The organism is Brachybacterium paraconglomeratum (assembly GCF_003994255.1).
In the GTDB taxonomy this organism is placed as follows: Bacteria; Actinomycetota; Actinomycetes; order Actinomycetales; family Dermabacteraceae; genus Brachybacterium; species Brachybacterium conglomeratum.
On record NZ_ML133863.1, the window covers coordinates 1 to 21,516 of the forward strand.

The window sequence follows — 21,516 nt, forward strand, 5'->3', positions numbered from 1 at the left end:
TCCCGCCGCGCGTCCACGGCCATCCTCGTGGCCCTCTCCCGAAGTTCATCGGGGTACTTCCTCGGTGCTGCCATGCTCCTCATCCTCCCGTGGGATCAGAGCCTCCACCAGACCCGGGGCGATTCAGCTTTTCCCAGGAACTCATTGTCCCGCTCCAGGTCATGGACCCGCCGCCGCAGTTTCTTCAACTCCTCCCGCTCCCCGGCGGCCAAGGGCGTATCCGTCCCCGGCAGCGGGTCGCGGCGCTCGCGTTCCTGCCGGACCCAGCGGCCCAGCAGCTGCGCACCCATGCCGATCTCCTCGGCCACGTGCGCGATCGGACGATCCGTATCCAGCACCAGAGCCGCGGCCTCTCGGCGGTACTCCGGCGTGTATTTCTTCCGCTTTCCCATGACGACAACCCTCCCGCAGGTCAGCGCGACCCGCTATCTCAGGCGTCAACATCAGGAGGGTAAGCCCAGATCTCAAGAGCAACACCCTGATCCCCGACCGCCCAACCCTGCCCGCGCTACCCTTCCGGAACCGCTACCGCGCATGCTTCCCCGCGGAGCACCTCTCCGAACTCGACAGTCCGAGTCCGTCCAAGGAGGTTCAGTCACTGGCACGTGCACCTGTCCCTGATACCCCCAGCCAGGAAGCTCAGCACTCTCCACGCCACCCGAGAGGCTGAGGACAAGCTGGGTCCACGTTCCAACTCCGTACCTCTGGGGGGTAAAGCGGAGTCCTACCCTCTGGGGGTATCTGGGGGATGGCGTCAAGCCTCAGTTAAATCCTCGAGCAGAGCCGTCCATCGCTGTTCTGCTGAGCCGCGCAGGGCCGTAGGTTGATCTCGCCGCCCACGACATGAGCCGTCCCCTCGATGCTCGCTCCGCTGTCGCTGTGGCCCCGACGAAGTCATCAACTCCCGCCCGACTCGAGTGGGAAATTTACGGAGTAGAACCATGGCCCAGAACAACACCCACCGCGCCGTCGGCCGAGCAGTCACGCCTGTCGGGACCGCCGGCCGCGCACTGCGGGGCACCGGTGGTGCCGCTGTGCTCGGCACGGTCGTCATCGGCTCCGCACTGCTCGCGGGCCCCGCGCAGGCCGCCCCCGCCGGCTCGCCCGCCGCACCTGCCGTTGCTGCGCAGGCTTCAGCCCCCACGGCACCGGCTCCTGCACATGCGACATCCGCGCTTGCGGCCGAGAAGCTGCGGTGGGGATCGCAGGGCTCGTCGGTCGAGCAGCTCCAGACGGCACTGAACGAACACGGTGCCTCGCTGTCGGTCGATGGCAAGTTCGGCAAGCTCACCCATGGGGCCGTGAAGGACTTCCAGCGCTCGCATGGCCTGAAGATCGACGGCATCGTGGGCCCCGAGACGCGCGGCGCACTGAACGGCGGCGCATCGACCTCGGGCGGTGGAACCTCTGCTCCCGCCCCCTCGAACTCCGCGACGAACTCGCAGCAGGCGATCGTCGACGCCGCGCGCAGCCAGATCGGGGCCTCCTACTCGTGGGGCACCTCCAAGCCGGGGGTCAGCTTCGACTGCTCGGGCCTGAGCTCCTACGCGTACGGACAGGCCGGCATCGACCTGCCCCGCACCTCGTCGCAGCAGGTCGCGGCCGGCACCACGATCTCCAAGTCCGAGGCCCAGCCCGGCGACCTCGTGGTGTGGCCCGGCCACCTCGGGATCTACGCCGGTGGCGACACGGTCATCGACGCGGGGCGCACCCCGGGCGCCGTCACCGAGCGGACCATCTGGGGTTCGCCGACCTTCGTCACCTTCCGCTGACCGCAGGTCGCAACGCCCGCGCAGAGGGAGCCCCGACCAACGGTCGGGGCTCCCTTTGCGTGCAGAGGCAGCGGTATCAGCTGATCGAGGCCAACAGCTCTGCACAGGCCTGCTCGCAGCGGCGACAGGCGTCCGCGCAGACCTTGCAGTGCTTGTGCATTTCAGCGTGCTTCTCGCACTCCTCGGCGCAGGACCGGCACGCCGCCTGACACGCCTCGAGCAGGGCACGGTTGAGGGCGACGTTCTTCCCGGTCTGGCGGGATAGAACCCGGCCGGTGACCTCGCAGACGTCGGCGCAGTCCTGGTTCAGGCGAATGCATTGGGTCAGCTCCGCCACCATGTCTTCGGCCAGGCAGGCGTCCGCGCAGGCGGTGCAGGTCTGAGCGCACTCGAAGCAGGCCTCGATGCATTCGGCGAGCTTCTGCTGGTCGATGGTGCCGAGGTCCTTCGGGAAGGTCTGAAGCATTGATGCGACGTGATGGGTCATGATCCTGCTCCTTCTCGTTCCGGACGGACCGGCGGATGCCGGCCCGTCCTGACGACGCTAACCATCGCCCCCCGAAGGACGGAAGCGGATAGACCACTCGTTTGGAGGCAATGCGGAATGACTGGCCAACGCTGTGCTCAAGAAGTCAAGATCTGACCTTGAGGAGACCTTGATCTAGGGGTCATAGGCTGGTGCAAAGTGTCCTCTGACTAGGAGAAATCATGCGTTCTCGTCGCTCTCTCGGCCGTCTCGCGGCCGTCGTCGTCACCGGTGCGATTGTGTTTGCCGGCTGCACCGACAGCGGGTCTGAGGAGGGTCAGACGCCGGGCGAGTCAGAAGCGTCGGAGGCGTCCGATGGAGGCAGCCACGGCGGCATGGAGCACCCGATGGATGGCGGCCCTGCGCCCGAAGGTATGGCGTCTGCGGAGGATCCCGAGTTCCCGGTCGGCACGGAGGTGACGCTCACGGCGGACCACATGGAGGGCATGGAGGGGGCGACGGCGACGATCTCGGGCGCCTTCGACACCACGACCTACTCGGTCAGCTTCACGCCGACCGATGGCGGTGAGCCGGTCACTGACCACAAGTGGGTCGTTCACGAGGAGCTCGAGAACCCGGGCGAGGCACCGCTGGCAGAGGGCACCGAGGTGGTCATCACCGCCGATCACATGACCGGGATGGAGGGTGCTGAGGCCACCATCGACAGTGCCACCGAGGAGACCGTGTACATGGTCGATTACGAAGCCGACGGGATGATGATGACGAACCACAAGTGGGTCGTCGAGAGCGAGATCGAGCCTGCGTGATGACCTCCCCGTCGAGCCCTCGAGGTGCGCTCGCCTCCTCCGGGGGTAGGCCCCGTCGTCGCACCGGCCGGTTGCCGCGCCGATCGCTCGTGCTCGGTGCCGGCCTGTTCCCGCTCGTGGTCGCCGGCTGCGGGGCCGGTGGGTCCGAGCCCGCATCCATCACGGGTGATCAGGAGTTGCTTCAGGAACATGGCTTCGCCGACGCGGACGCGCACGAGATCATCGACCGGCTCGAGGCGCTCCCGGTGGCTGAGCGACCGCAGGATCTGATCGCCAGCGTCACCGCGACGTCTCTGCAGCTCCAAGACGATGCAGGGCGCGAGGCCGAGCTGCCCCTTCCCGAGGACCAGTTCTATTTGTCGGTGGCCCCGTTCGTCGAGACCACCCACGAGTGCGCCTTCCACAGCCTGACCACGTGCCGCGGAGAACTGCGCAGCCGCGAGCTCACCGTGAGCGTGGTCGACAGCAGCTCGGGCGAGGTCCTTGAAGAGGGCCCTCGCACCACGCATGACAACGGGTTCCTCGGTCTCTGGCTACCGCGCGGGATCACCGCGGAGCTCACGTGCACCCTCGAGGACTACACGGGGACCGCGTCCATCTCGACCCAGGCGGAGGATGATCTGACCTGTCTGACCAGTCTCCAGCTGACGTGAGCAGGCGAAGCACCCGGTCCGCCTTCTGGCATTCGGTGGTCGGCCCAACTGGGCGGAGCGTGACACCACGCCTGAGTCGGCGGACCACGCTGCGGCGGGGCGGGAGCCTGCTCGTCCTCGCGCCCCTTCTTGCGGCGTGCAGCGGTTCTTCGGATGCGGCGAGTGAGGCGAACGCCGGGTACGTCTCCGGTGATGGGGTTGTCGTCGAGATCCCCCCGGAGGGACGCGCCGATCCTCTGGAGATTCGGGGAACCACCTATGACGGCGACGACTTCGACTCCACGGCGCTGCGCGGTGCACCCTTGCTGATCAACGTCTGGTATGCGTCGTGTCCGCCGTGCCGGGTCGAAGCACCGGCGCTGAAGGCCGTGCACTCCGAGTACAGCGCCCTGGGAGTGGAATTCGTGGGCGTGAACACGCGCGACAAGACCGGGCCGGCCGCCGCGTTCGAGGAGACCTTCGGCATCACCTACCCCTCGATCCCCGACACCGACGGCGCGGTGATCGCGTCCATGGACGGCAGCGTCTCGCCCAACGCCGTCCCCACGACTTTGATCCTCGATGCTGAAGGACGAGTAGCCGCCCGGATCGCGGGCGCAGCCGATCAGAGCACCCTAGAGAGCCTCTTGGATGCCGTGCTAGCGGAGGCCGCCTGATGGGTGAACTGTTCGCCACCACCGTGCTGAGCGGACCCCTGGCCGCAGCCCTGCTGCTGTCGATGGTGGCCGGTCTGGTCGCGTTCCTCTCGCCGTGCGTGCTTCCGGTGGTCCCCGGCTACCTCGGATACATCACCGGGCTCACCGGAGGAAGCGCCGGGCCGCCCCGCACCGGCGATCCCGGGGAACGGCCATGGCGCCTGGTCACCGGCGCTGTACTGTTCGTCGCGGGCTTCACGGCGGTGTTCCTGGTCATCGGCGGTTTCGTCGGTGCACTCGGGTCATTGGTGATCCAGTACACGAGCGCGATCAATCGGATCTCCGGGGTGCTGGTCATCCTCATGGGCCTGGTGTTCGTGGGAATCTTCCCCCGCCTCTCCGGTGAGAAACGGATCCGGAAGCGCCCCGATGCCGGACTCGCAGGCGCCCCGCTGCTCGGGATAACGTTCGGCTTCTCCTGGACCCCGTGCATCGGGCCGACGTTCGCCGCAGTCGCGGCGCTCAGCCTCGGGGAGGCCTCCGCGAGCCGCGGCGCTCTCCTGGCTTTCGGCTATGCGATCGGGCTCGGGATCCCGTTCATCCTCTTCGCCCTCGTGTTCCGGCGTGCCCTCGGAATCTCCAGGGTGCTGTCCCGGCATCGCCGCACGCTCCAGATCGTTGGCGGCTCCGTGCTCATCGCCATCGGACTCCTGCTGGTCTCCGGAGTGTGGGAGCAGTGGATGGCACTGCTCCAGGTGCGGATCGGCAACTTCACCACGATCGTCTGATCGCTGAGCCCGCCGTACGCGGCCGGCTCAGCGGTCAGACGATTGCTCGGGGCAACCGGATGGTGAAGGTGGCTCCCCGCCCTGAGCCCTCACTGGCCGCGGCCATGGTCCCGCCGTGCGCATCGACCAGGGCTCGACTGATCGTCAGGCCGATGCCTGAGCCGGAGTTCTCACGGGTGCGGGAGCTGTCGGCGCGGAAGAAGCGTTCGAACAGGCGAGACCGGTCCTCAGCGGTGAACCCTTCGCCGTCATCCGCTACCGCGATCTCCACCGTGCTGCCGTGGGTGGCTGCCGAGACCGTGACGGTGCCTCCGGGGGAAGTGTGCCGCAGAGCATTGCTCAGCAAGTTCCCAAGTACTTGGGCGAGGCGGTCCGGGTCCGCGTGGATCGTCACGGAGTGGGGCAGGGCGACTTCTCGTCGTAATGCCACACCCGCTGTCTCAAACCGTTCCTCCCATTCCTGGAGTGCTGATGCCAGCAAGTCATCGACGGCGAGGGGGTGCAGCTGTACCGGGAGCTGGCCCTCCTCGGCCCGGGACACCTCACTGATGTCGTCGGCCAACCGCGACAGTCGCACGGTCTGGCCGGCGAGGATGGGCATGGCCGCATCGGCTTCGATGACGCCGTCGGCCATGGCCTCGTGATGCGCGGAGAGGGTGGCGATGGGGGTGCGCAGCTCATGGGCGAGGTCGGAGAGCAGTTGGCGTCGGGTCTCTTCGACGGCATCCAGGCGTGCAGCCATGTCGTTGAGCGTGGCCGCCAGCGAATCCAGCTCGGTCCCGGCTCCGACGGAGGGAACGCGTGTGGAGTAGTGGCCCCGGGACAGTTCATCGACAGCCGAGGTGAGACCGTGCAGCGTCTGGCGGAGTCGTCGCGCCAAGTTCCAGGTGACAAGTCCCGCGGCCAGGAGGGAGACCACCAGTCCGACTCCGAGGGCGAGTGCGAGCGCATCGCGGTAGGCGCGCTCGATATGGACGAGCTCGGCACTGCCCACGGGGAGGTCGGTCTGGAGCAGGTGGTAATGGAAGACGGCAGGCCCGATGATCACCGTCAGCACCGTGATGGTGAGCGCGCCGGCGAGCAACACGATGAGCTGGCCCGCCATCAGGCGCGAGGCCAAGCTGGTGCCAGGACGAACCGTTCGAACAGATGAACTGGGGGCGGTCACAAGCTCAGCCCTTCCCCATCCGGTATCCGATACCGCGCACCGTGGTGACGAACCGTGCAGACTCAGCCGTCTCGTCGAGCTTTCGTCGGAGGTTGGCGATGTGCACATCAACGAGATGGTCATCTCCGATCCAGCTGTCGCCCCAGACGGCTTCCATCAGCTGGCCGCGGCTGAAAGCCTGGCCCGGCCGGTGCGCCAGGGTCATCAGGAGCCCCCTCTCGGTGGGGGTCAGCGGGACCATCCGGCCAGCGAGTCGTACTTCCTGGGCAGCAGTGTCGATCTCAAGCTCGCCGAACGTACACACCATGCCTGAAGCATTCCCTGACTCGGCGCGGGGCCTACGCAGCACGGCCTGGACCCGGGCGACAAGCTCACGCACGCTGAACGGCTTGGTGAGGTAGTCATCCGCCCCCACCGAGAGCCCCACCAGGCGGTCCACCTCCTCGGATCGCGCCGTCGTGATCAGCACGTAGCAGTCCGAGAAAGTGCGGATCCTGCGCATCACCTCCAAGCCATCTAAACCAGGCAGGCCGAGATCGAGGACGATCACGTCCGGCGCCAGGGCACGGGCCATCTCCACCGCCTCCGGACCGCTCCGCGCGCTCGCAGTCGCGTAGCCGGCCTTCGCGAGATACGCCTGGACGACGTCCGACAGCGCCGCTTCGTCCTCGACGACGAGAACCATCGCTGCGGCTCGAGCCGATTCACTCCTCATGAGCTCCAGTCTGGTCTCCGTTCCTGGACACCGCGCGTCTATGGAGGTGCAGGCGGACTATCTGGACCGGATCTTGAGGAATTCTCGACGAGAACTTCGACCGTCCCGGGGAACCTGGTGGGGACCGTGTCGCGTACGTACTCGACCAAGGGAGCCCCTCGATGATGCCGACCGATGCGATGTCGTGGCTGATGTGGGCGATGGTCGCCGGTCTCCTCGTTCTCCTCTGGGCCTCGGCGCTGCTGCTGGCACGCACCGTGTTGCCCGGGCGCCCCCGACGCGCTCGGGACGAGAACGAGGCGATCGGGGAACTCTCGCTGCGCCTGGCTCGAGGAGAGATCACGGCCGATGAGTTCGAGCAACGACGACGACTGGTCTTGGACGCCTTTCGGCCATGACACCACCCCTCGCTCTAGAAGGACTGCACCTGTGAAGACTTTTTCCCGCCGCACCGTGTTCTCCGGAGGCCTCGGCGCGGCAGCACTGACGCTCGCGGCATGTGGCGACCGAGCCGCTCCGACCGAAGTTGGAGGCTTCGCACCGCCTCCTGCCCTGACGCCGAAAGCCGGTCAGAACGTCGTCACCCAGACCCTCGCCGCGGCGCCGACGACGGTGGACCTCGGAGGGAAGACGGTCTCGACCTGGGCATACGGCGAGTCCCTCCCCGGGCCGCTGATCCGCGCCACGGCCGGGGATCTGCTGCGCATCACGCTCGAGAACCGCCTGCCCGAGGCCTCCACGATCCACTGGCACGGCATCCGACTGCACAATGCAGCCGACGGGGTTCCGGGGATGACGCAGGACCCGGTCAAGCCGGACACCTCCTTCACCTACGAGTTCGTCGCCCCCGACCCCGGCACTTACTTCCTCCACTCCCACGTCGGCCTGCAGCTGGACCGCGGGCTCTACGCGCCGCTGATCATCGACGATCCCGACGAACCCGGTGACTACGATGCGGAATGGATCGTGACTCTCGATGACTGGATCGATGGGACCGGGCAGACCCCCGACGAGGTCCTGGCCGCGCTGACCGGCGCCCGGCCTTCGGATGGCGGCGGCATGGACCACGGCGACATGCCCATGGGCGACGACGGACCTGGCGGCATGGACCACGGCGGCATGCCGATGGGGGACGAGCCCTGGGGCGACGCCGGTGACGTGGCCTACCCCCACTTCCTGGTCAACGGCCGGGTTCCCGAAGCACCGGAGATCTTCGAGGCGAAGCCCGGCCAGCGCGTGCGCATCCGTCTGATCAACGCCTCCGCCGACACCATCTTCGCCCTCGCGCTCGGCGACCACGACCTCTCCGTCACCCAATCGGACGGGTTCGCCGTCGAGCCGGTCACCGTCAAGGCGCTGTACCTCGGCATGGGTGAGCGGTATGACGTGGTGGTCACGGTGAAGAACGGCATGTTCCCTCTGGTGGCGCGTCCCGTCGGGAAGTCCAGCGGCGGTCAAGGGCTCGCCGTGCTGAGGACCGGTGCCGGGGAAGTGCCCGCTCCGGACGTTCAGGTCCGGGAGCTCGACGAGGACGTCCTCATCGGGTCCACCCTGGAACCGGCCGAGACCGCACGGCTCGAGGACCGCGCCGTCGACACCGAGCTGGAGCTCGCATTCCAGGGGTCAATGCAGCCGTATCAGTGGGCCATTAACGGCGCTCCCTACGGTCAGTACACTCCACTCAGCATCCGCGAGGGGCAGCGGGTGCGGATCACCGCGACCAACGAGACGATGATGAGCCACCCCCTCCACATCCACGGGCATACGTTCGCCCTGCCGTCGGGGCTCCGGAAGGACACGGTGATGCTCGCGCCCATGGAATCGTTCGCCCTCGACTTCGATGCGGACAATCCGGGCCGGTGGGCAGCGCACTGCCACAACGCGTACCACCAGGAAGCCGGCATGATGACAGGGATCGACTACGCGTCCTGACGTCGTACGTGCAGGTCCCCGACGTCGAGGGAGGCAGACGTCGGGGGCCTATGGCTTGGCAGGAGCGAGAACTGACTGCTACCCCAGTGTGGCCGTCAGCGTCCTTCGGAGGCGGTGAAGGCTGGGAGCAGGGTTCCGATGATGAGGTCGGCCGCGTCCCTGCGCTCGATCCGTCCAGCGGTCACCTCTTCGGCGGCGGCGTTCATGGCCAGATGGGTGACGGCGAGAAGCCAGCTGACCGGAAGCTCTGCGCGGAACACCCCTTCACGCTGTCCGCGTTCGAAGAGACCCTGCATGCGCCCCTCGGCCACCTCATGCATCTCACGGATACGCGCTGACGGCAATTCGCGCTGTGCCACCACGAGCACAGAGCGGACACGTTCCAGGAGAGACCAGCTCGACGCGATGAGGGCTTCGAGCGCTGCCGCTGGGTCCCCGTCGAGGGGTACGTTCCCGAGGACGTCCTCGGCCTGCTCGAGGCTGTCCGCGAGGGTCGCATCGATCAGTGCCGCGCGGTTGGCGAAGTGCCCGTACAGGGTCATGCGGCCCACGCCGGCTTCGGCGGCGATGTCGGCGACAGAAGCGTCCGGGTTCTTGCGCAGCGCGACCGGCGCGGCGGCGAGGATCTTCGCCCGGTTGCGCTGTGCGTCGACTCGCTGATTGACCGCCAGACCGCTCTTGCCGCGTTCACCTGCTGCGGTCGTGCCCTTGACGTTCGGCATCTTACACCTCTAACTCGTACGGGAATGTATGGGTTACTCTATCGGTTGTAACCCGTACACCGATGTTCGAGTTCGGTGTTGTGGGGTCCCACCCCACGGAAACGCAGTCAAGGACGGAAGGGCCAGAGGCCATGAGAATGAAGAAGCATGAGACGAACGAGGTGCGCCATGTCTGAAGCGGATGCACCTGTACCCCGGACGGGGGCGAAGCAGTGGTGGGGTCTTGCGGTACTCGTGATCCCCTCCACGCTGCTGTTCATGATGTTGACGATCCTGTTCCTCGCGGCCCCGAACATGGCCGCGGACCTGATCCCGACGAGCGCACAGCTGCTATGGATTCTCGACATCTACGGGTTCGTGATGGCCGGGTTCCTCGTCGCGATGGGCGTCCTCGGCGACCGCGTCGGCAAGCGCCGACTCATGGTTCTCGGCGCCATCGTGTTCGGGATCGTCTCGATCGCCGCGGCGCTGACGACGAGCCCGGAGCTGATGATCCTCTGGCGAGCCGTTCTCGGGCTCGGAGGAGCCATGATGCTTCCCTCCACCCTCGGGCTGATCTTCGTGCTGTTCGCCGACCCGAAGGCCCGCGGAATCGCGATCGGGGTGTGGGCCGGCGGCATCTCCGCAGGTGTCGCGCTCGGCCCCCTGCTCAGCGGGCTCCTGCTCGAGGCGTTCGGCTGGCAGTCGACCTTCCTAGTCGCCGTCCCGGTGATGGCGCTGGTCGCGATCGGTGCCCCGCTGCTCCTACCTGAGCACAAGGATCGTACTGCGAAGATCGACCTGTTCAGCGCCCTACTTCTCGTCGCCTCGCTACTCGGGATCATCTACAGCATCAAGCGCTTCGCTACCCAGGAGCCGGTCGGGCCATCGATCGGACTGCTGGTCGCCGGAGCGCTGATCGGTCTATGGTTCGTGATCCGGCAGCTGCGCGCCACACACCCTCTACTGGATGTGCGACTGTTCGCCAACCGCACCGTCAGTGGAGCGCTCACCGTTTTCCTCCTGTCGGCTGCGGCATTGGGAGGGGTGTACTCCCTGTTCACCCAGTACCTGCAACAGGTTCAGGGGCTCTCGCCGATGCAGGCGGGGCTATCGATCATCCCCGCCGCGGCGGTCCTCATCGTCGTCTCCACCCTCTCCCCGATGCTGGCCCGGAAATTCCGTCCTGGCAACGTGATCGCGCTCGGCCTGCTCACGCAGATCGTCGGGTACATCTTGTTCACGCAGCTGGACGCCGGCACGGGCCTCGCACTCGTGATCGCGAGCTTCGTGGTCACATACCCGGGGGTTGCACCATCGATGGCGCTGACGACGGAACTGGTCGTCAGCTCGGTCCCGCCGGAGAAGGCCGGCGGCGCCTCCGGTTTGGCGACCACCGTGAACGACTTGGGCATCTCCCTGGGGGTGGCGGTCATCGGCAGCATTGGCATTGCCACCTACCGCGGCCAGATCGCCGACACCATGCCCGACGGCGTGCCAGCAGAAGCAGCGGTCGCCGCGGAGTCCGGCATCGATGGAGCCCTCGCCACCGCGGGACAGCTGCCCGACGCGGTCGGCGCAGCCCTGACCACCGCGGCGCAACAGGCGTTCACCAGCGGGCTGAACACCGCCGGCATGGTCTCCGCTGCCATCGCCGCTCTCGCCGCACTCATTGCCGCTACGCGGTTGCGCCATATCCGACCCACCGGTGAGTCCGCGTCCGAATCGAGGCCCGCCGAGGAATCCGTGCGGTGAGTGGAGCCGGCGAGCCGCTGCCCGGCACTCGTAGCCACAGGCCTTGCGTGGTACCGGGAGGGGGTATAGCCTCAACCCTGGAAAGATACCCCGTGGGGGTATACAAATTGAGAGGAGCACGACCATGACGACGACGAACGAGTATCAGGTGACCGGAATGACCTGTGGGCACTGCGAGATGTCCGTCCGCGAGGAGGTCGGCGAGCTGTCCGGGGTGACTGACATTCAGGTCAGCGCCCAGACGGGCCGCCTCGTCGTCACCTCCGAGGAGCCCCTCGACGACGCACAGGTCCTCACCGCGGTCGAGGAGGCCGGCTACTCGGCGGTCAAGACCCGATGAATGCCGCGGGACGACTGATCGCCTACGGCGCTGCGATCGCAGTGACCTTCGGCGGCGCATTCGTCGCAGCCGGCGCCGTCGTCCCGGACCGGGTCGTCGAGCGATGGTCGGCGCAGGCAGCCGACACATCGTACGACGATCCCGACCACGGTGGAGGCGCGGATACGCAGCCCGAGGCCGCACCGCAGAAGGGAGTATCGATGTCATCGCAGGGATACGTGCTGTCCGAGGTTTCCGCTCCGCAGTCCGCTGAGCAGGCCGGAGAGCTCGCCTACACGATCACCGGGCCCGACGGGAGCCCCGTCACGGAGTATCAGGAGGCTCATGAGAAGGAGATGCACCTGATCGTTGTCCGCACCGACGGCACCCAGTACCGCCATGTGCACCCGGAGCTGGACCCATCCACCGGCAGCTGGTCCCTGCCCTGGCAGTGGGAGGAAGCCGGTACGTACAAGATCTACGCCGACTTCGCCCCCACCGGCGACGGCGAGGACACCCTGACGCTGTCGCGAACCGTTGACGTTGCCGGCGAACTCACGCCGGTCACCGACCGTCTCCTCTCCGCGAAGGACGAGGTCGACGGGTTCGAGGTGACTCTGGACGGAGAGCTGACTGCCGGGACATCCAGCGACCTCACGCTGAGCGTCACCCAGGACGGCGCTCCGGTGACCACCTTGGAGCCCTACCTCGGCGCCTTCGGCCATCTCGTCGCCCTGCGCGAGGGCGATATGGAGTACCTCCACGTCCACGCCGAGGGCGAGGACCCGGCTGCCGGGGAGACCTCCGGCCCGGAGATCTCCTTCATGGCGGAGGCCCCTACGGCCGGCCGCTACTACCTCTATCTGGACTTCCAGATCGATGGCGAGGTGCACACCGCGCAGTTCATCGTCGAGGCGGAGCAGGGCACCGAGAACGAGAGCGCCGATGCGCACCCGGACGGTCACTGACCCCTCCGGGCCGGATCGACCGTCGCAACAGATCGGAAAGGACCTGGAGTGAACACCGAAGCACCGCTCATCGCGGAGGCCGGCATCGAGCTGGAAATCGGCGGCATGACATGCGCATCCTGCGCGAACCGGATCGAGCGGAAACTCAACAAGCTCGACGGCATCACCGCGACCGTCAACTACGCCACCGAGAAAGCCAAGGTGACGGCCCCAGAGGGCTACGATCCGCAGCTGCTCGTCAGTGAAGTCGAAAAGACCGGCTACACCGCCGCGCTACCCAAGCCCACCACCGGCAAGGACTCAGCGAACACGCCTGGGGACGATCAGGAGGACTCCGACCCGGAGCTGACCTCGCTACGCCACCGGCTGATCGGTGCGGTCGCGCTGACCGTCCCGGTCATCGCGATGGCGATGATCCCCGCCATTCAGTTCCCCTACTGGCAGTGGCTCTCCCTCGCGCTCGCGGCCCCGGTCATCGTGTGGGGCGCCTGGCCGTTCCACAAGGCGGCCTGGACGAACCTCAAGCACGGCGCAGCCACGATGGACACGCTCATCTCGATGGGCACCTCCGCCGCCCTGCTGTGGTCCCTGTACGCACTGTTCTTCGGAACCGCCGGCACCCCAGGCATGACTCACCCCTTCGAGCTGACGATCGCGCCCTCCGACGGTGCGGCGAACATCTACCTCGAGGTCGGCGCGGGCGTCACGATGTTCATCCTGGCCGGCCGCTACTTCGAGAAGCGCTCCAAGCGCCAGGCCGGCGCCGCACTGCGCGCCCTGCTCGAGCTCGGCGCGAAAGAAGTCTCCGTGCTGCGCGGAGGCCAGGAGCAGAAGATCGCCATCGACGATCTCGTAGAGGGTGACGATTTCATCGTCCGCCCCGGCGAGAAGATCGCCACCGACGGCACCGTCGTCTCCGGCACCTCCGCGGTCGACGCCTCCATGCTCACCGGGGAGTCGGTTCCCGTCGAGGTGAGTGAGGGGGACGCCGTCACCGGCGCCACCGTCAACGCCGGCGGACGCCTCGTGGTCCGCGCCACGCGCATCGGCTCCGACACCCAGCTGGCTCAGATGGCGAAGCTCGTCGAGGACGCCCAGACCGGCAAGGCCGAGGTCCAACGCCTGGCCGACCGCATCTCCGGGATCTTCGTGCCGATCGTCATCCTGGTCGCCGCGCTGACCCTCGGGGCGTGGCTCGGCGCCGGGTTCCCCGTCACCGCGGCCTTCACTGCAGCCGTCGCCGTGCTCGTGATCGCCTGCCCCTGCGCGCTGGGTCTGGCGACCCCGACCGCGCTGCTGGTGGGCACCGGCCGCGGAGCCCAGATGGGTGTGCTCATCAAGGGACCCGAGGTGCTCGAATCCACCCGCAAGGTCGACACCGTGGTGCTGGACAAGACCGGCACCGTCACCACCGGCAAGATGACCCTCACCGATGTCGTCACCGATGAAGGCACCGATCGCGCCGAGCTGCTGCGACTGGCCGGCGCCGTTGAGGACTCCTCCGAGCACCCGATCGCCCAGGCGATCGCCAAGGGCGCCACCCAGGAGGTCGGCGAACTCCCGACGCTGTCGGACTTCACCAACGTCGAGGGCAAGGGCGTGCGCGGCACCGTCGAGGGACGCACCGTCGTCGTCGGCCGCGAGAGCCTCCTCGCCGAGACACAGATGACCCTGAGCCCCGAGGTCGCTGCCGCCAAGGCGGACGCCGAGGAGCAGGGCAAGACCGTCGTCGCCATCGGCTGGGACGGCATCGCCCGCGGGATCCTGGTGGTCGCCGACACGGTCAAGCCCACCAGCGCTGAGGCCGTCACCGCGATGAAGGCGCTGGGTCTGACCCCGGTCCTGCTGACCGGCGATAACGAGGCCGTGGCCCGCCAGATCGCCGCTGAGGTCGGCATCGACGAGGTCATCGCCGAAGTCCTACCGTCGGAGAAGGTCGATGTGGTCTCCCGCCTCCAGCGCGAGGGCCGCACCGTCGCAATGGTCGGCGACGGCGTCAATGACGCACCTGCCCTCGCCCAGGCCGACCTGGGACTGGCGATGGGCACCGGCACCGACGTCGCGATCGAGGCCAGCGACATCACCCTGGTACGAGGCGACCTCCGCAGCGCCGTCGATGCCATCCGCCTGTCCCGCAAGACCCTCTCGACCATCAAAACCAACCTGTTCTGGGCCTTCGCCTACAACACGGCCGCGATCCCCATCGCCGCGCTCGGCATGCTCAACCCCATGCTCGCCGGCGCCGCGATGGCCTTCTCCAGCGTCTTCGTCGTGGGCAACAGCCTGCGCCTGCGCGGCTTCACCTCCATCGCGAAGAACTGACCCCTCCCCGCACGAAACCACTATGGAAGGAACCCCATGAACGACACGACCGACCAGACCTCCAGCTGCTGCGGCCACACCTCCCACTCCTCCGTGGAGTCCGAGGGGCGCCCGAACCTGATGGGCGCCGCGGAGGACGACATGGCCACCTGTCCGGTGATGGAAGGCCGGCCCGTCGTCAAGAGCATCGCCGAGGCCGCGGGCTTGTACCGCGACTACGAGGGCACCCGCTACTGGCTGTGCTGCGCCGGGTGCGGTCCCCTGTTCGATGCCGACCCGCAGAAGTACGTCGCCGCCTGAGGACCACCGCTCAGCGGGAGGGGGCCACTGTCAGGCAGTGCGCCCCCTCCCCCATATAGATCGGAGCTCGGCAATGCCCGACACGACACACGTTCTCGTCATCGGTGCAGGAGCTGCGGGGGCGGCCGCCGTTCGGGAACTCGCCCAGCACGAAGAGATCACTACAACCGCAATCATCGATACGGAAACCACCCCGTATAACCGCACTCTGGTCAACAAGGCTGTCGCCACCGGCCTCCTCGAACCCCATCACGCACATCTGCCAGTACTGTCCGCTCCGCCAGTCCGGGATCGCGTCCAGGCGGTGGACCCCCAAGAGCAGACCGTTCACCTGCGCTCTGGAGCCCGCGTGGACTATGACGCGCTGATCGTCGCTACGGGAAGCGTGCCACGCGCCCTGCCTCCGGGTATCACCAGCCCTGCCGCCCTGGAGAGCGGACGGGTGACGCATCTGCATTCCCTGGACGATGCGCTCCGTGTGCGCGGCGTCCTCGACCGCACGCCCTCCCCGCGGGTCCTGATCTACGGGGCAGGGTTCATCGGAGCCGAGACCGCGGGAATCCTCCGCGACGCTGGATGCAGGGTCACGCTCGCTGCCTCGTCGCCCATCCCCGGGGCCACCGCCTTCGGCGCCCAGGTCGCAGGACAGCTTTCCCAGGCACATCGGGACACTGTCGACACGCACTTCGGTCACGCGCTGACGCGCCTTGAGCTCGTCGAGAGCGAGCTGCACGCCGAGTTCACCGACGGCCGCGTCATTGCCGCGGACCTGGCCATCACCGCCCTTGGAACGCGCCCGCACTCCCCCTCCCCATGGGGAGGAGCGATCGCTGTCGATTCTCGGCTGCGCAGCCGTGACCACGAGAACGTCTACGCCGCAGGAGGCGTCGCGGTCCACGAGACTGACGGCACAACCTGGCGCATCGATCATTGGAGCGACGCCGAGGCACAGGGCGCGCACGCCGCACGCAGCGTCCTGGCCTCGCTCGGGCGCGCGGACGCCCCCGGGCCCTACCGACCCCGCGCCCTCTACAGCGCACAGATCCACCAGCACCTCTATCTCGCTGCTGGACACACAGGCCGATTCGGGAATTCGCGCGCCTTCTCTACCAGCCCCCTCGTTCTCACCCACGACCGAGCGGGTCGGCTCGTCGGAGTCAGCGGCTTGGACTCCGGCCCCGACGTGATGGCTCTCGTGCCGCGCCTCCACACCTCGATCACGCCGATGTTGACAGCAGAATCCGACCCCTCGACACATACCCCCTAGGGGTATATGGTGGGGTGCATGAACGCTGGCAACCACCCACACCGTCACGACCACGGAGAACCCGGCATGCAGCACTCTCATCCTTCCCCCACGCCTCATGGCGCCCACACCGGTATTGCTGAGCACGACGCACCCGAGGCGCATCACGACCACGGAACTCACGGAGACCACTCGGGACACGAGGGTCACTCAGGGCACGGGGGCCACGCCGGGCACGGGGACCACGTCGGGCAGTTCCGGCGGCTGTTCTGGATCAACCTGATCATCGCGGTCCCAGTTGTCGTGTTCTCGCCGATGTTCGCGATGCTGCTCGGGTACAGCGTTCCCGAGTTCCCCGGCGCTCTATGGATCGCCCCGGTTCTCGGCACAGTCATGTACATCTGGGGCGGCCGCCCGTTCCTCACCGGCGCCGTTTCCGAGATCCGTTCCCGTCAGCCCGGGATGATGCTCCTGATCGGGCTCGCGATCACGGTCGCGTTCATCGCCTCTTGGGGTGCGACTCTCGGGATCCTCGACCACCAGCTCGAGTTCTGGTGGGAGCTCGCCCTGCTGATCGTGATCATGCTGCTGGGCCACTGGGTCGAGATGCGTTCCCTCGCCCAGACCACCTCCGCGCTCGACTCTCTGGCCGCACTGCTGCCGGACATGGCAGAACGCATCGAAGGGGGCGAGCTCGTGAGCGTCTCGCCCAACGAGCTGCAGCGAGGCGACCTCGTCCTCGTCCGCCCCGGGGCGAGCGTCCCGGCCGACGGCACGATCCGGGAAGGCCGCGCCGACGTGGACGAGTCCATGGTCACCGGCGAGTCTCGCCCAGTGACGCGCTCCACCGGAGACTCCGTCGTGGCGGGCACCGTCGCCACCGACTCCAGTCTCCGCATCGAAGTCACCGCCACGGGCGACGACACCGCCCTCGCCGGTATCCAGCGCCTGGTCACCGAGGCGCAGAACTCCTCGTCCCGGGCCCAGCGCATCGCGGATACCGCTGCGGCGTGGCTGTTCTGGTTCGCTCTCGGCGCTGCCGTGATCACCGCGATTGTCTGGTCGCTGCTCGGGATGCCAGATGAGGCCGTCGTTCGCACGGTGACGGTCCTGGTCATCGCTTGCCCCCATGCGCTGGGGCTCGCGATCCCGCTGGTCGTCTCCATCGCCACCGAGCGGGCCGCCCGCGGCGGAGTCCTGGTAAAGGACCGTCTGGCGCTGGAAGCAATGCGGACAGTCGACGCCGTCCTGTTCGACAAGACCGGCACCCTCACGAAGGGTGAGCCCGTCCTCGCTGAGATCATCACCCGCGGCGTGGACGAGACCGTGATGCTGACCCTGGCAGCTGCCGCCGAGGCGGAGAGCGAGCACCCGCTCGCCCGCGCCATCGTCGCCAAGGCACAGGCCGAGGGAGCCCAGATTCCTGCGGGCTCCGACATCAGCTCCACCCCCGCGTTGGGCGTGAGTGCCCAGGTGGACGGGCACGAGATCCGCGTGGGCGGTCCCCGCCTGCTCGAGGAGACCGGAGCGAGCGAGGTCGAAGAGGCTGAGGCCTGGCGCCGGGAGGGCGCGATCATTCTTCACGTCCTGCGGGACGGTGAGATGATCGGCGGTCTCAAGCTCACCGATGAAGTGCGCCCCGAGTCTCGCGAGGCCATCGATGCGCTGCACAACTTGGGCGTCGAGGTCGTCATGATCACCGGAGACGCCGAGGCGGTCGCGAACAGCGTCGGCAAGGAGCTCGGTATCGACCGTGTCTTCGCCGGGGTGCGACCCGAGGATAAGTCCTCGAAGGTCGCCCAGCTCCAGAAGGAGGGCAAGAAGGTCGCGATGGTCGGCGACGGCGTCAACGACGCCCCTGCACTCGCTCAGGCAGATGTCGGCATCGCGATCGGTGCCGGCACCGACGTCGCGATCGCCTCGGCCGGGGTGGTACTCGCCAGCTCCGATCCGCGCTCGGTACTCTCGGTCATCGAACTCTCCCGAGCCGCCTACCGCAAGATGAAGCAGAACCTCTGGTGGGCCGCAGGCTACAACCTGCTGTCCGTGCCACTCGCAGCCGGGATCCTCGCCCCCATCGGCTTCGTGCTGCCTATGTCCGTCGGCGCGATCCTCATGTCCCTGTCCACCGTCGTCGTCGCCCTGAACGCCCAGCTCCTGCGACGCCTCGACCTGCGTCCGGAAGCGACCGTCGCCGCCATACGAAATCGCCGCTGATCCTCTCTCACCGAACGGAAATACTGATGACCACTGTCCCTGAAACCGCAGAAGACCAGGCCTGCCACAGCGGGCCCCACGGATACATCCAAGACAAGCCCCGCTACCTCAACCGTCTCAAGCGCATCGAAGGGCAAGCTCGCGGTATCTCCCGCATGGTCGACGAGGACGTCTACTGCATCGACATCCTCACCCAGATCTCCGCTCTGAACAGCGCGCTCGAGAACGTTGCGTTGGGCCTGCTCGACGACCATCTCCGTCACTGCGTCCTCGATGCCGCCCGCGAAGGCGGAGACGAGGCCGAGAAGAAGCTGAAGGAGGCTTCGGACGCAGTACGGCGCCTCGTCAAGTCTTGAACCATTCCACCACCACCGACAACGCAATCGATCAACGGCACAGCTTTGGATTCGACCAGGTTGCCCTCGGGCACCACTCACCGCCTTGAGGAACCCGACAACTTCATGAGAATTCGAGCAGGTAACCTCCTTGTCGCGCCGCAGTTCACGGCGTCGCACCCCTGACAGGTCGCGCGAGAACCTACAGGCGTTCTGCATCACAGCGCCCTCGACCTCGGCCGCTTTCCGGGACGGCGCCTCCAGCGTCTCGCCGCCGCGCTCGCCGGCCGCCGGGGACCGCGCCCCCGCCGCAGGTCAGGACCGACGTGACCGAGACTCCGCGGCCGTCTCGGTCCGGCCCCTCGCCGACGCCCCCGGGACCGCGTCGCCCATGGCTCCCAGCGAGCTCCCCGACACCCTCCCGGCAGATCACGGAAAGCTGACAGCGGCTCTACAGCCTGCGCTTCTAGCTTTCCGGCTCCACACCAGGAGACCGAGAGGACCCGTCATGGACACCACCGACCCCCGCCGCGTCGGCCGCCCCTATCCCGAGGCGCGCGAGCACACCGTCGCACATAACTCCGCCGGAGCGGTCCCCTCGGGCACCGCACCGCGCAACAGCTTCGAGGGCCGGCCCCTCCACCACCCGGCCGAGGATGTCGAGGACCAGGGCCTCGCCTTCGACGTCGGCACTCTGGTCTCCCGCCGCGGCGCGCTCGGCGTGCTCGGCGCGGGCAGCGTCACCGCCGTCCTCGCCGCCTGCACCGGCGGCTCCGCCTCCACCACCGGCGCCGCGAGCGATGGGGGAGGGGCGAGCGATGCCGGCGACTCCGGCGCTTCCTCCGAGCTCACTGAGATGCCCGGCGAGACCGCCGGCCCCTACCCGGGCGACGGCTCCAACGGCGCCGACGTGCTCGAGACCAGCGGCGTGGAGCGCTCCGACATCCGCTCCTCCATCGACTCGGACACCACCGCCGAGGGCGTCCCCCTCGACATCACCATGACCATCATCGACATGGCCGGCGGCGACGTGCCGATGGAGGGCGCGGCCGTGTACCTGTGGCAGTGCGACGCCGCCGGGCAGTACTCGATGTACTCCGAGGGCGTGGAGGAGGAGACCTACCTGCGCGGCGTGCAGATCGCCGACGCGCAGGGCAAGGTCACCTTCACCTCCATCTTCCCCGGCTGCTACGCCGGCCGCTGGCCCCACCTCCACTTCGAGGTGTTCCCCGACGCGGAGTCGATCGTCGACGCGACCAACGCGATCCTCACCTCGCAGATCGCGCTGCCCCAGACGGAGGCGGACGGCGTCTACGAGCTCACCGAGTACGCGGGCAGCGCCGAGAACCTCTCCCAGCTCACCCTCGAGACCGACGGGATCTTCTCCGACGGCTACGAGCAGCAGCTCGCGTCCCTCTCCGGCGACCTCGATTCCGGCTACTCCTTCGCCATCGACGTCCCGATCGACACCACCACCGAGCCCGAGGCCGGCGGGATGGGCGGCGGGGGGATGGGCGGCGGCGAGGGCGGACCCGGCGGCACCCCGCCCGAGGGTGCGCCGGGCGAGGGCGCACCGGGCGGTGCGACCTCGGAGGACGGCAGCGGGACGTCGCAGAGCTGACGCGGCACCAGCAGGGATGATGCGGCAAGCAGGGCAGACGCGGCTCCGGTCGAGCTGATGCGGCCTGGAGAGAGCTGACCCGGCACGAGCAGGTCTGACTCGGACGAGCTGCCCACGGCGGCAGGGTGATCAGCAGAAAGGGGGCTCCAGCGGCACGCTGCGGAGCTCAGCTCCTCGCCGTGCCGCTGGAGTCCCCCTTATGCAGGCACGTCCTCCTTATGCAGGCACGTCCTCAAGAGGCAGCGCGCCAGGGGAACGGGACGTAGCCGATGATCATCCAGCTGCCGTTGAGGATGATCCCGATGACGGCCAGGAACACCAGGGCGAAGCCGATCCGCATCACCGGGACCCTCGCGGAGATGGCGTGCCCGTTCTGCGGCGCGATGAAGCGCTCGGGCCGGTCGCGGTCGTGGAGCACGGTCACGCTCATGCCGCTGCGGTCCACGGTCCCGGCATCGCTGACCACCGGGTTCGCGCGGACCGTCTGCCCGCGGTCGGTCGTGAACTCGATCGTCTCGACGACGCGGCTGGAGCGGTCCTCCCGGGTGCCGCTGTAGTGCACGTGCGAGGAGATCACCCACCCCTCGGCCCGCATCCCGCTCGAGGCCAGACGCCGCGCCCGCAGCAGGTCCCGCACGGCCGAGAACATCATCCACAGCGCCACCAGCACCAGCAGCAGCACGACCAGCGCGAAGAGCGTCGCGAACGCGCCGAAGCCCAGGCGCACCCCGTCCATGGTTCCCCCTTGCTCTCACCCGTCGGCCCCCGCTGACGTG

At 67.8% G+C, this 21,516-nt stretch carries 22 protein-coding genes; 16 read left to right on the forward strand and 6 right to left on the reverse strand.

The annotated features are described in order from the left end of the window. Positions 1–95 precede the first annotated feature (95 nt). Complete coding sequence (locus tag DS079_RS15585; protein WP_126988717.1) at positions 96–392, reverse strand: transposase; 297 nt, start codon at positions 390–392, stop codon at positions 96–98. A 549-nt stretch (positions 393–941) separates the two neighbouring features. Here DS079_RS15585 and DS079_RS15590 point away from each other — a divergent pair. Continuing rightward, positions 942–1,772, forward strand: coding sequence for a C40 family peptidase (locus tag DS079_RS15590; RefSeq protein WP_126988718.1), 831 nt, complete (start codon positions 942–944; stop codon positions 1,770–1,772). 76 nt (positions 1,773–1,848) lie between these two features. On the opposite strand, the gene DS079_RS15595 is transcribed toward DS079_RS15590, so the two are convergent. Next, positions 1,849–2,259 (reverse strand): four-helix bundle copper-binding protein, encoded by a 411-nt coding sequence (locus DS079_RS15595; RefSeq protein WP_126988719.1) that lies wholly within the window; start codon positions 2,257–2,259, stop codon positions 1,849–1,851. A gap of 221 nt (positions 2,260–2,480) precedes the next feature. On the opposite strand from DS079_RS15595, the gene DS079_RS15600 reads away from it, so the two are divergent. From DS079_RS15600 to DS079_RS15615, 4 genes are all read left to right on the forward strand, one after another. After that, positions 2,481–3,065: a YdhK family protein gene (locus DS079_RS15600; RefSeq protein WP_126988720.1), complete on the forward strand. Its 585-nt coding sequence runs from the start codon at positions 2,481–2,483 to the stop codon at positions 3,063–3,065. Between the two features lie 89 nt (positions 3,066–3,154). After that, a complete protein-coding gene (locus DS079_RS15605) occupies positions 3,155–3,718 on the forward strand; it encodes a CueP family metal-binding protein (RefSeq protein ID WP_126988721.1) in 564 nt (187 codons plus the stop codon). A gap of 59 nt (positions 3,719–3,777) precedes the next feature. Continuing rightward, positions 3,778–4,374: a TlpA family protein disulfide reductase gene (locus DS079_RS15610; protein WP_164736291.1), complete on the forward strand. Its 597-nt coding sequence runs from the start codon at positions 3,778–3,780 to the stop codon at positions 4,372–4,374. Further along, positions 4,374–5,141, forward strand: coding sequence for a cytochrome c biogenesis CcdA family protein (locus DS079_RS15615; protein ID WP_126988723.1), 768 nt, complete (start codon positions 4,374–4,376; stop codon positions 5,139–5,141). Before DS079_RS15610 ends, DS079_RS15615 begins: the two co-directional genes overlap by 1 nt. Positions 5,142–5,175: 34 nt before the next feature. On the opposite strand, the gene DS079_RS15620 is transcribed toward DS079_RS15615, so the two are convergent. Then, the gene (locus tag DS079_RS15620) at positions 5,176–6,246 is read right to left on the reverse strand and encodes a sensor histidine kinase (RefSeq protein ID WP_126988724.1); all 1,071 of its coding nucleotides are present in this window, start codon (positions 6,244–6,246) and stop codon (positions 5,176–5,178) included. A gap of 67 nt (positions 6,247–6,313) precedes the next feature. After that, positions 6,314–6,994, reverse strand: a complete 681-nt coding sequence (locus tag DS079_RS15625; RefSeq protein WP_126988725.1) for a response regulator transcription factor — start codon at positions 6,992–6,994, stop codon at positions 6,314–6,316. Between the two features lie 191 nt (positions 6,995–7,185). Here DS079_RS15625 and DS079_RS15630 point away from each other — a divergent pair, with 191 nt between their 5' ends. Further along, positions 7,186–7,422, forward strand: a complete 237-nt coding sequence (locus DS079_RS15630) for an SHOCT domain-containing protein (RefSeq protein ID WP_010550444.1) — start codon at positions 7,186–7,188, stop codon at positions 7,420–7,422. A gap of 31 nt (positions 7,423–7,453) precedes the next feature. Beyond that, positions 7,454–8,956, forward strand: coding sequence for a multicopper oxidase family protein (locus DS079_RS15635; RefSeq protein WP_126988726.1), 1,503 nt, complete (start codon positions 7,454–7,456; stop codon positions 8,954–8,956). A 95-nt stretch (positions 8,957–9,051) separates the two neighbouring features. Here the strand turns inward: DS079_RS15635 and DS079_RS15640 are convergent, their stop codons facing one another. After that, positions 9,052–9,678, reverse strand: coding sequence for a TetR/AcrR family transcriptional regulator (locus tag DS079_RS15640; RefSeq protein ID WP_126988727.1), 627 nt, complete (start codon positions 9,676–9,678; stop codon positions 9,052–9,054). A 168-nt stretch (positions 9,679–9,846) separates the two neighbouring features. Here DS079_RS15640 and DS079_RS15645 point away from each other — a divergent pair, with 168 nt between their 5' ends. From DS079_RS15645 to DS079_RS15685, 9 genes are all read left to right on the forward strand, one after another. Next, positions 9,847–11,412 (forward strand): MFS transporter, encoded by a 1,566-nt coding sequence (locus DS079_RS15645; protein WP_126988728.1) that lies wholly within the window; start codon positions 9,847–9,849, stop codon positions 11,410–11,412. Between the two features lie 124 nt (positions 11,413–11,536). Further along, the gene (locus DS079_RS15650; RefSeq protein WP_126988729.1) at positions 11,537–11,752 is read left to right on the forward strand and encodes a heavy-metal-associated domain-containing protein; all 216 of its coding nucleotides are present in this window, start codon (positions 11,537–11,539) and stop codon (positions 11,750–11,752) included. Between the two features lie 200 nt (positions 11,753–11,952). Next, positions 11,953–12,699 carry an Ig-like domain-containing protein gene (locus tag DS079_RS15655; RefSeq protein WP_241237695.1) on the forward strand — a complete coding sequence of 249 codons (747 nt, stop codon included), beginning with the start codon at positions 11,953–11,955 and terminating at the stop codon, positions 12,697–12,699. A 105-nt stretch (positions 12,700–12,804) separates the two neighbouring features. Beyond that, complete coding sequence (locus tag DS079_RS15660; RefSeq protein ID WP_126988775.1) at positions 12,805–15,021, forward strand: heavy metal translocating P-type ATPase; 2,217 nt, start codon at positions 12,805–12,807, stop codon at positions 15,019–15,021. A gap of 36 nt (positions 15,022–15,057) precedes the next feature. Continuing rightward, complete coding sequence (locus DS079_RS15665) at positions 15,058–15,321, forward strand: YHS domain-containing protein (RefSeq protein WP_126988730.1); 264 nt, start codon at positions 15,058–15,060, stop codon at positions 15,319–15,321. Positions 15,322–15,394: 73 nt separating this feature from the next. After that, entirely contained in the window at positions 15,395–16,588 is a 1,194-nt protein-coding gene (locus DS079_RS15670; protein ID WP_164736293.1) for an FAD-dependent oxidoreductase, read from the forward strand. 66 nt (positions 16,589–16,654) lie between these two features. After that, positions 16,655–18,784, forward strand: a complete 2,130-nt coding sequence (locus tag DS079_RS15675; RefSeq protein WP_206516183.1) for a heavy metal translocating P-type ATPase — start codon at positions 16,655–16,657, stop codon at positions 18,782–18,784. Between the two features lie 26 nt (positions 18,785–18,810). Next, positions 18,811–19,140, forward strand: coding sequence for a metal-sensitive transcriptional regulator (locus tag DS079_RS15680; protein WP_126988732.1), 330 nt, complete (start codon positions 18,811–18,813; stop codon positions 19,138–19,140). Between the two features lie 487 nt (positions 19,141–19,627). Further along, positions 19,628–20,740, forward strand: coding sequence for a dioxygenase family protein (locus DS079_RS15685; protein WP_126988733.1), 1,113 nt, complete (start codon positions 19,628–19,630; stop codon positions 20,738–20,740). 232 nt (positions 20,741–20,972) lie between these two features. On the opposite strand, the gene DS079_RS15690 is transcribed toward DS079_RS15685, so the two are convergent. Further along, complete coding sequence (locus tag DS079_RS15690; protein WP_126988734.1) at positions 20,973–21,476, reverse strand: DUF3592 domain-containing protein; 504 nt, start codon at positions 21,474–21,476, stop codon at positions 20,973–20,975. Between the last annotated feature and the right edge of the window lie 40 nt (positions 21,477–21,516).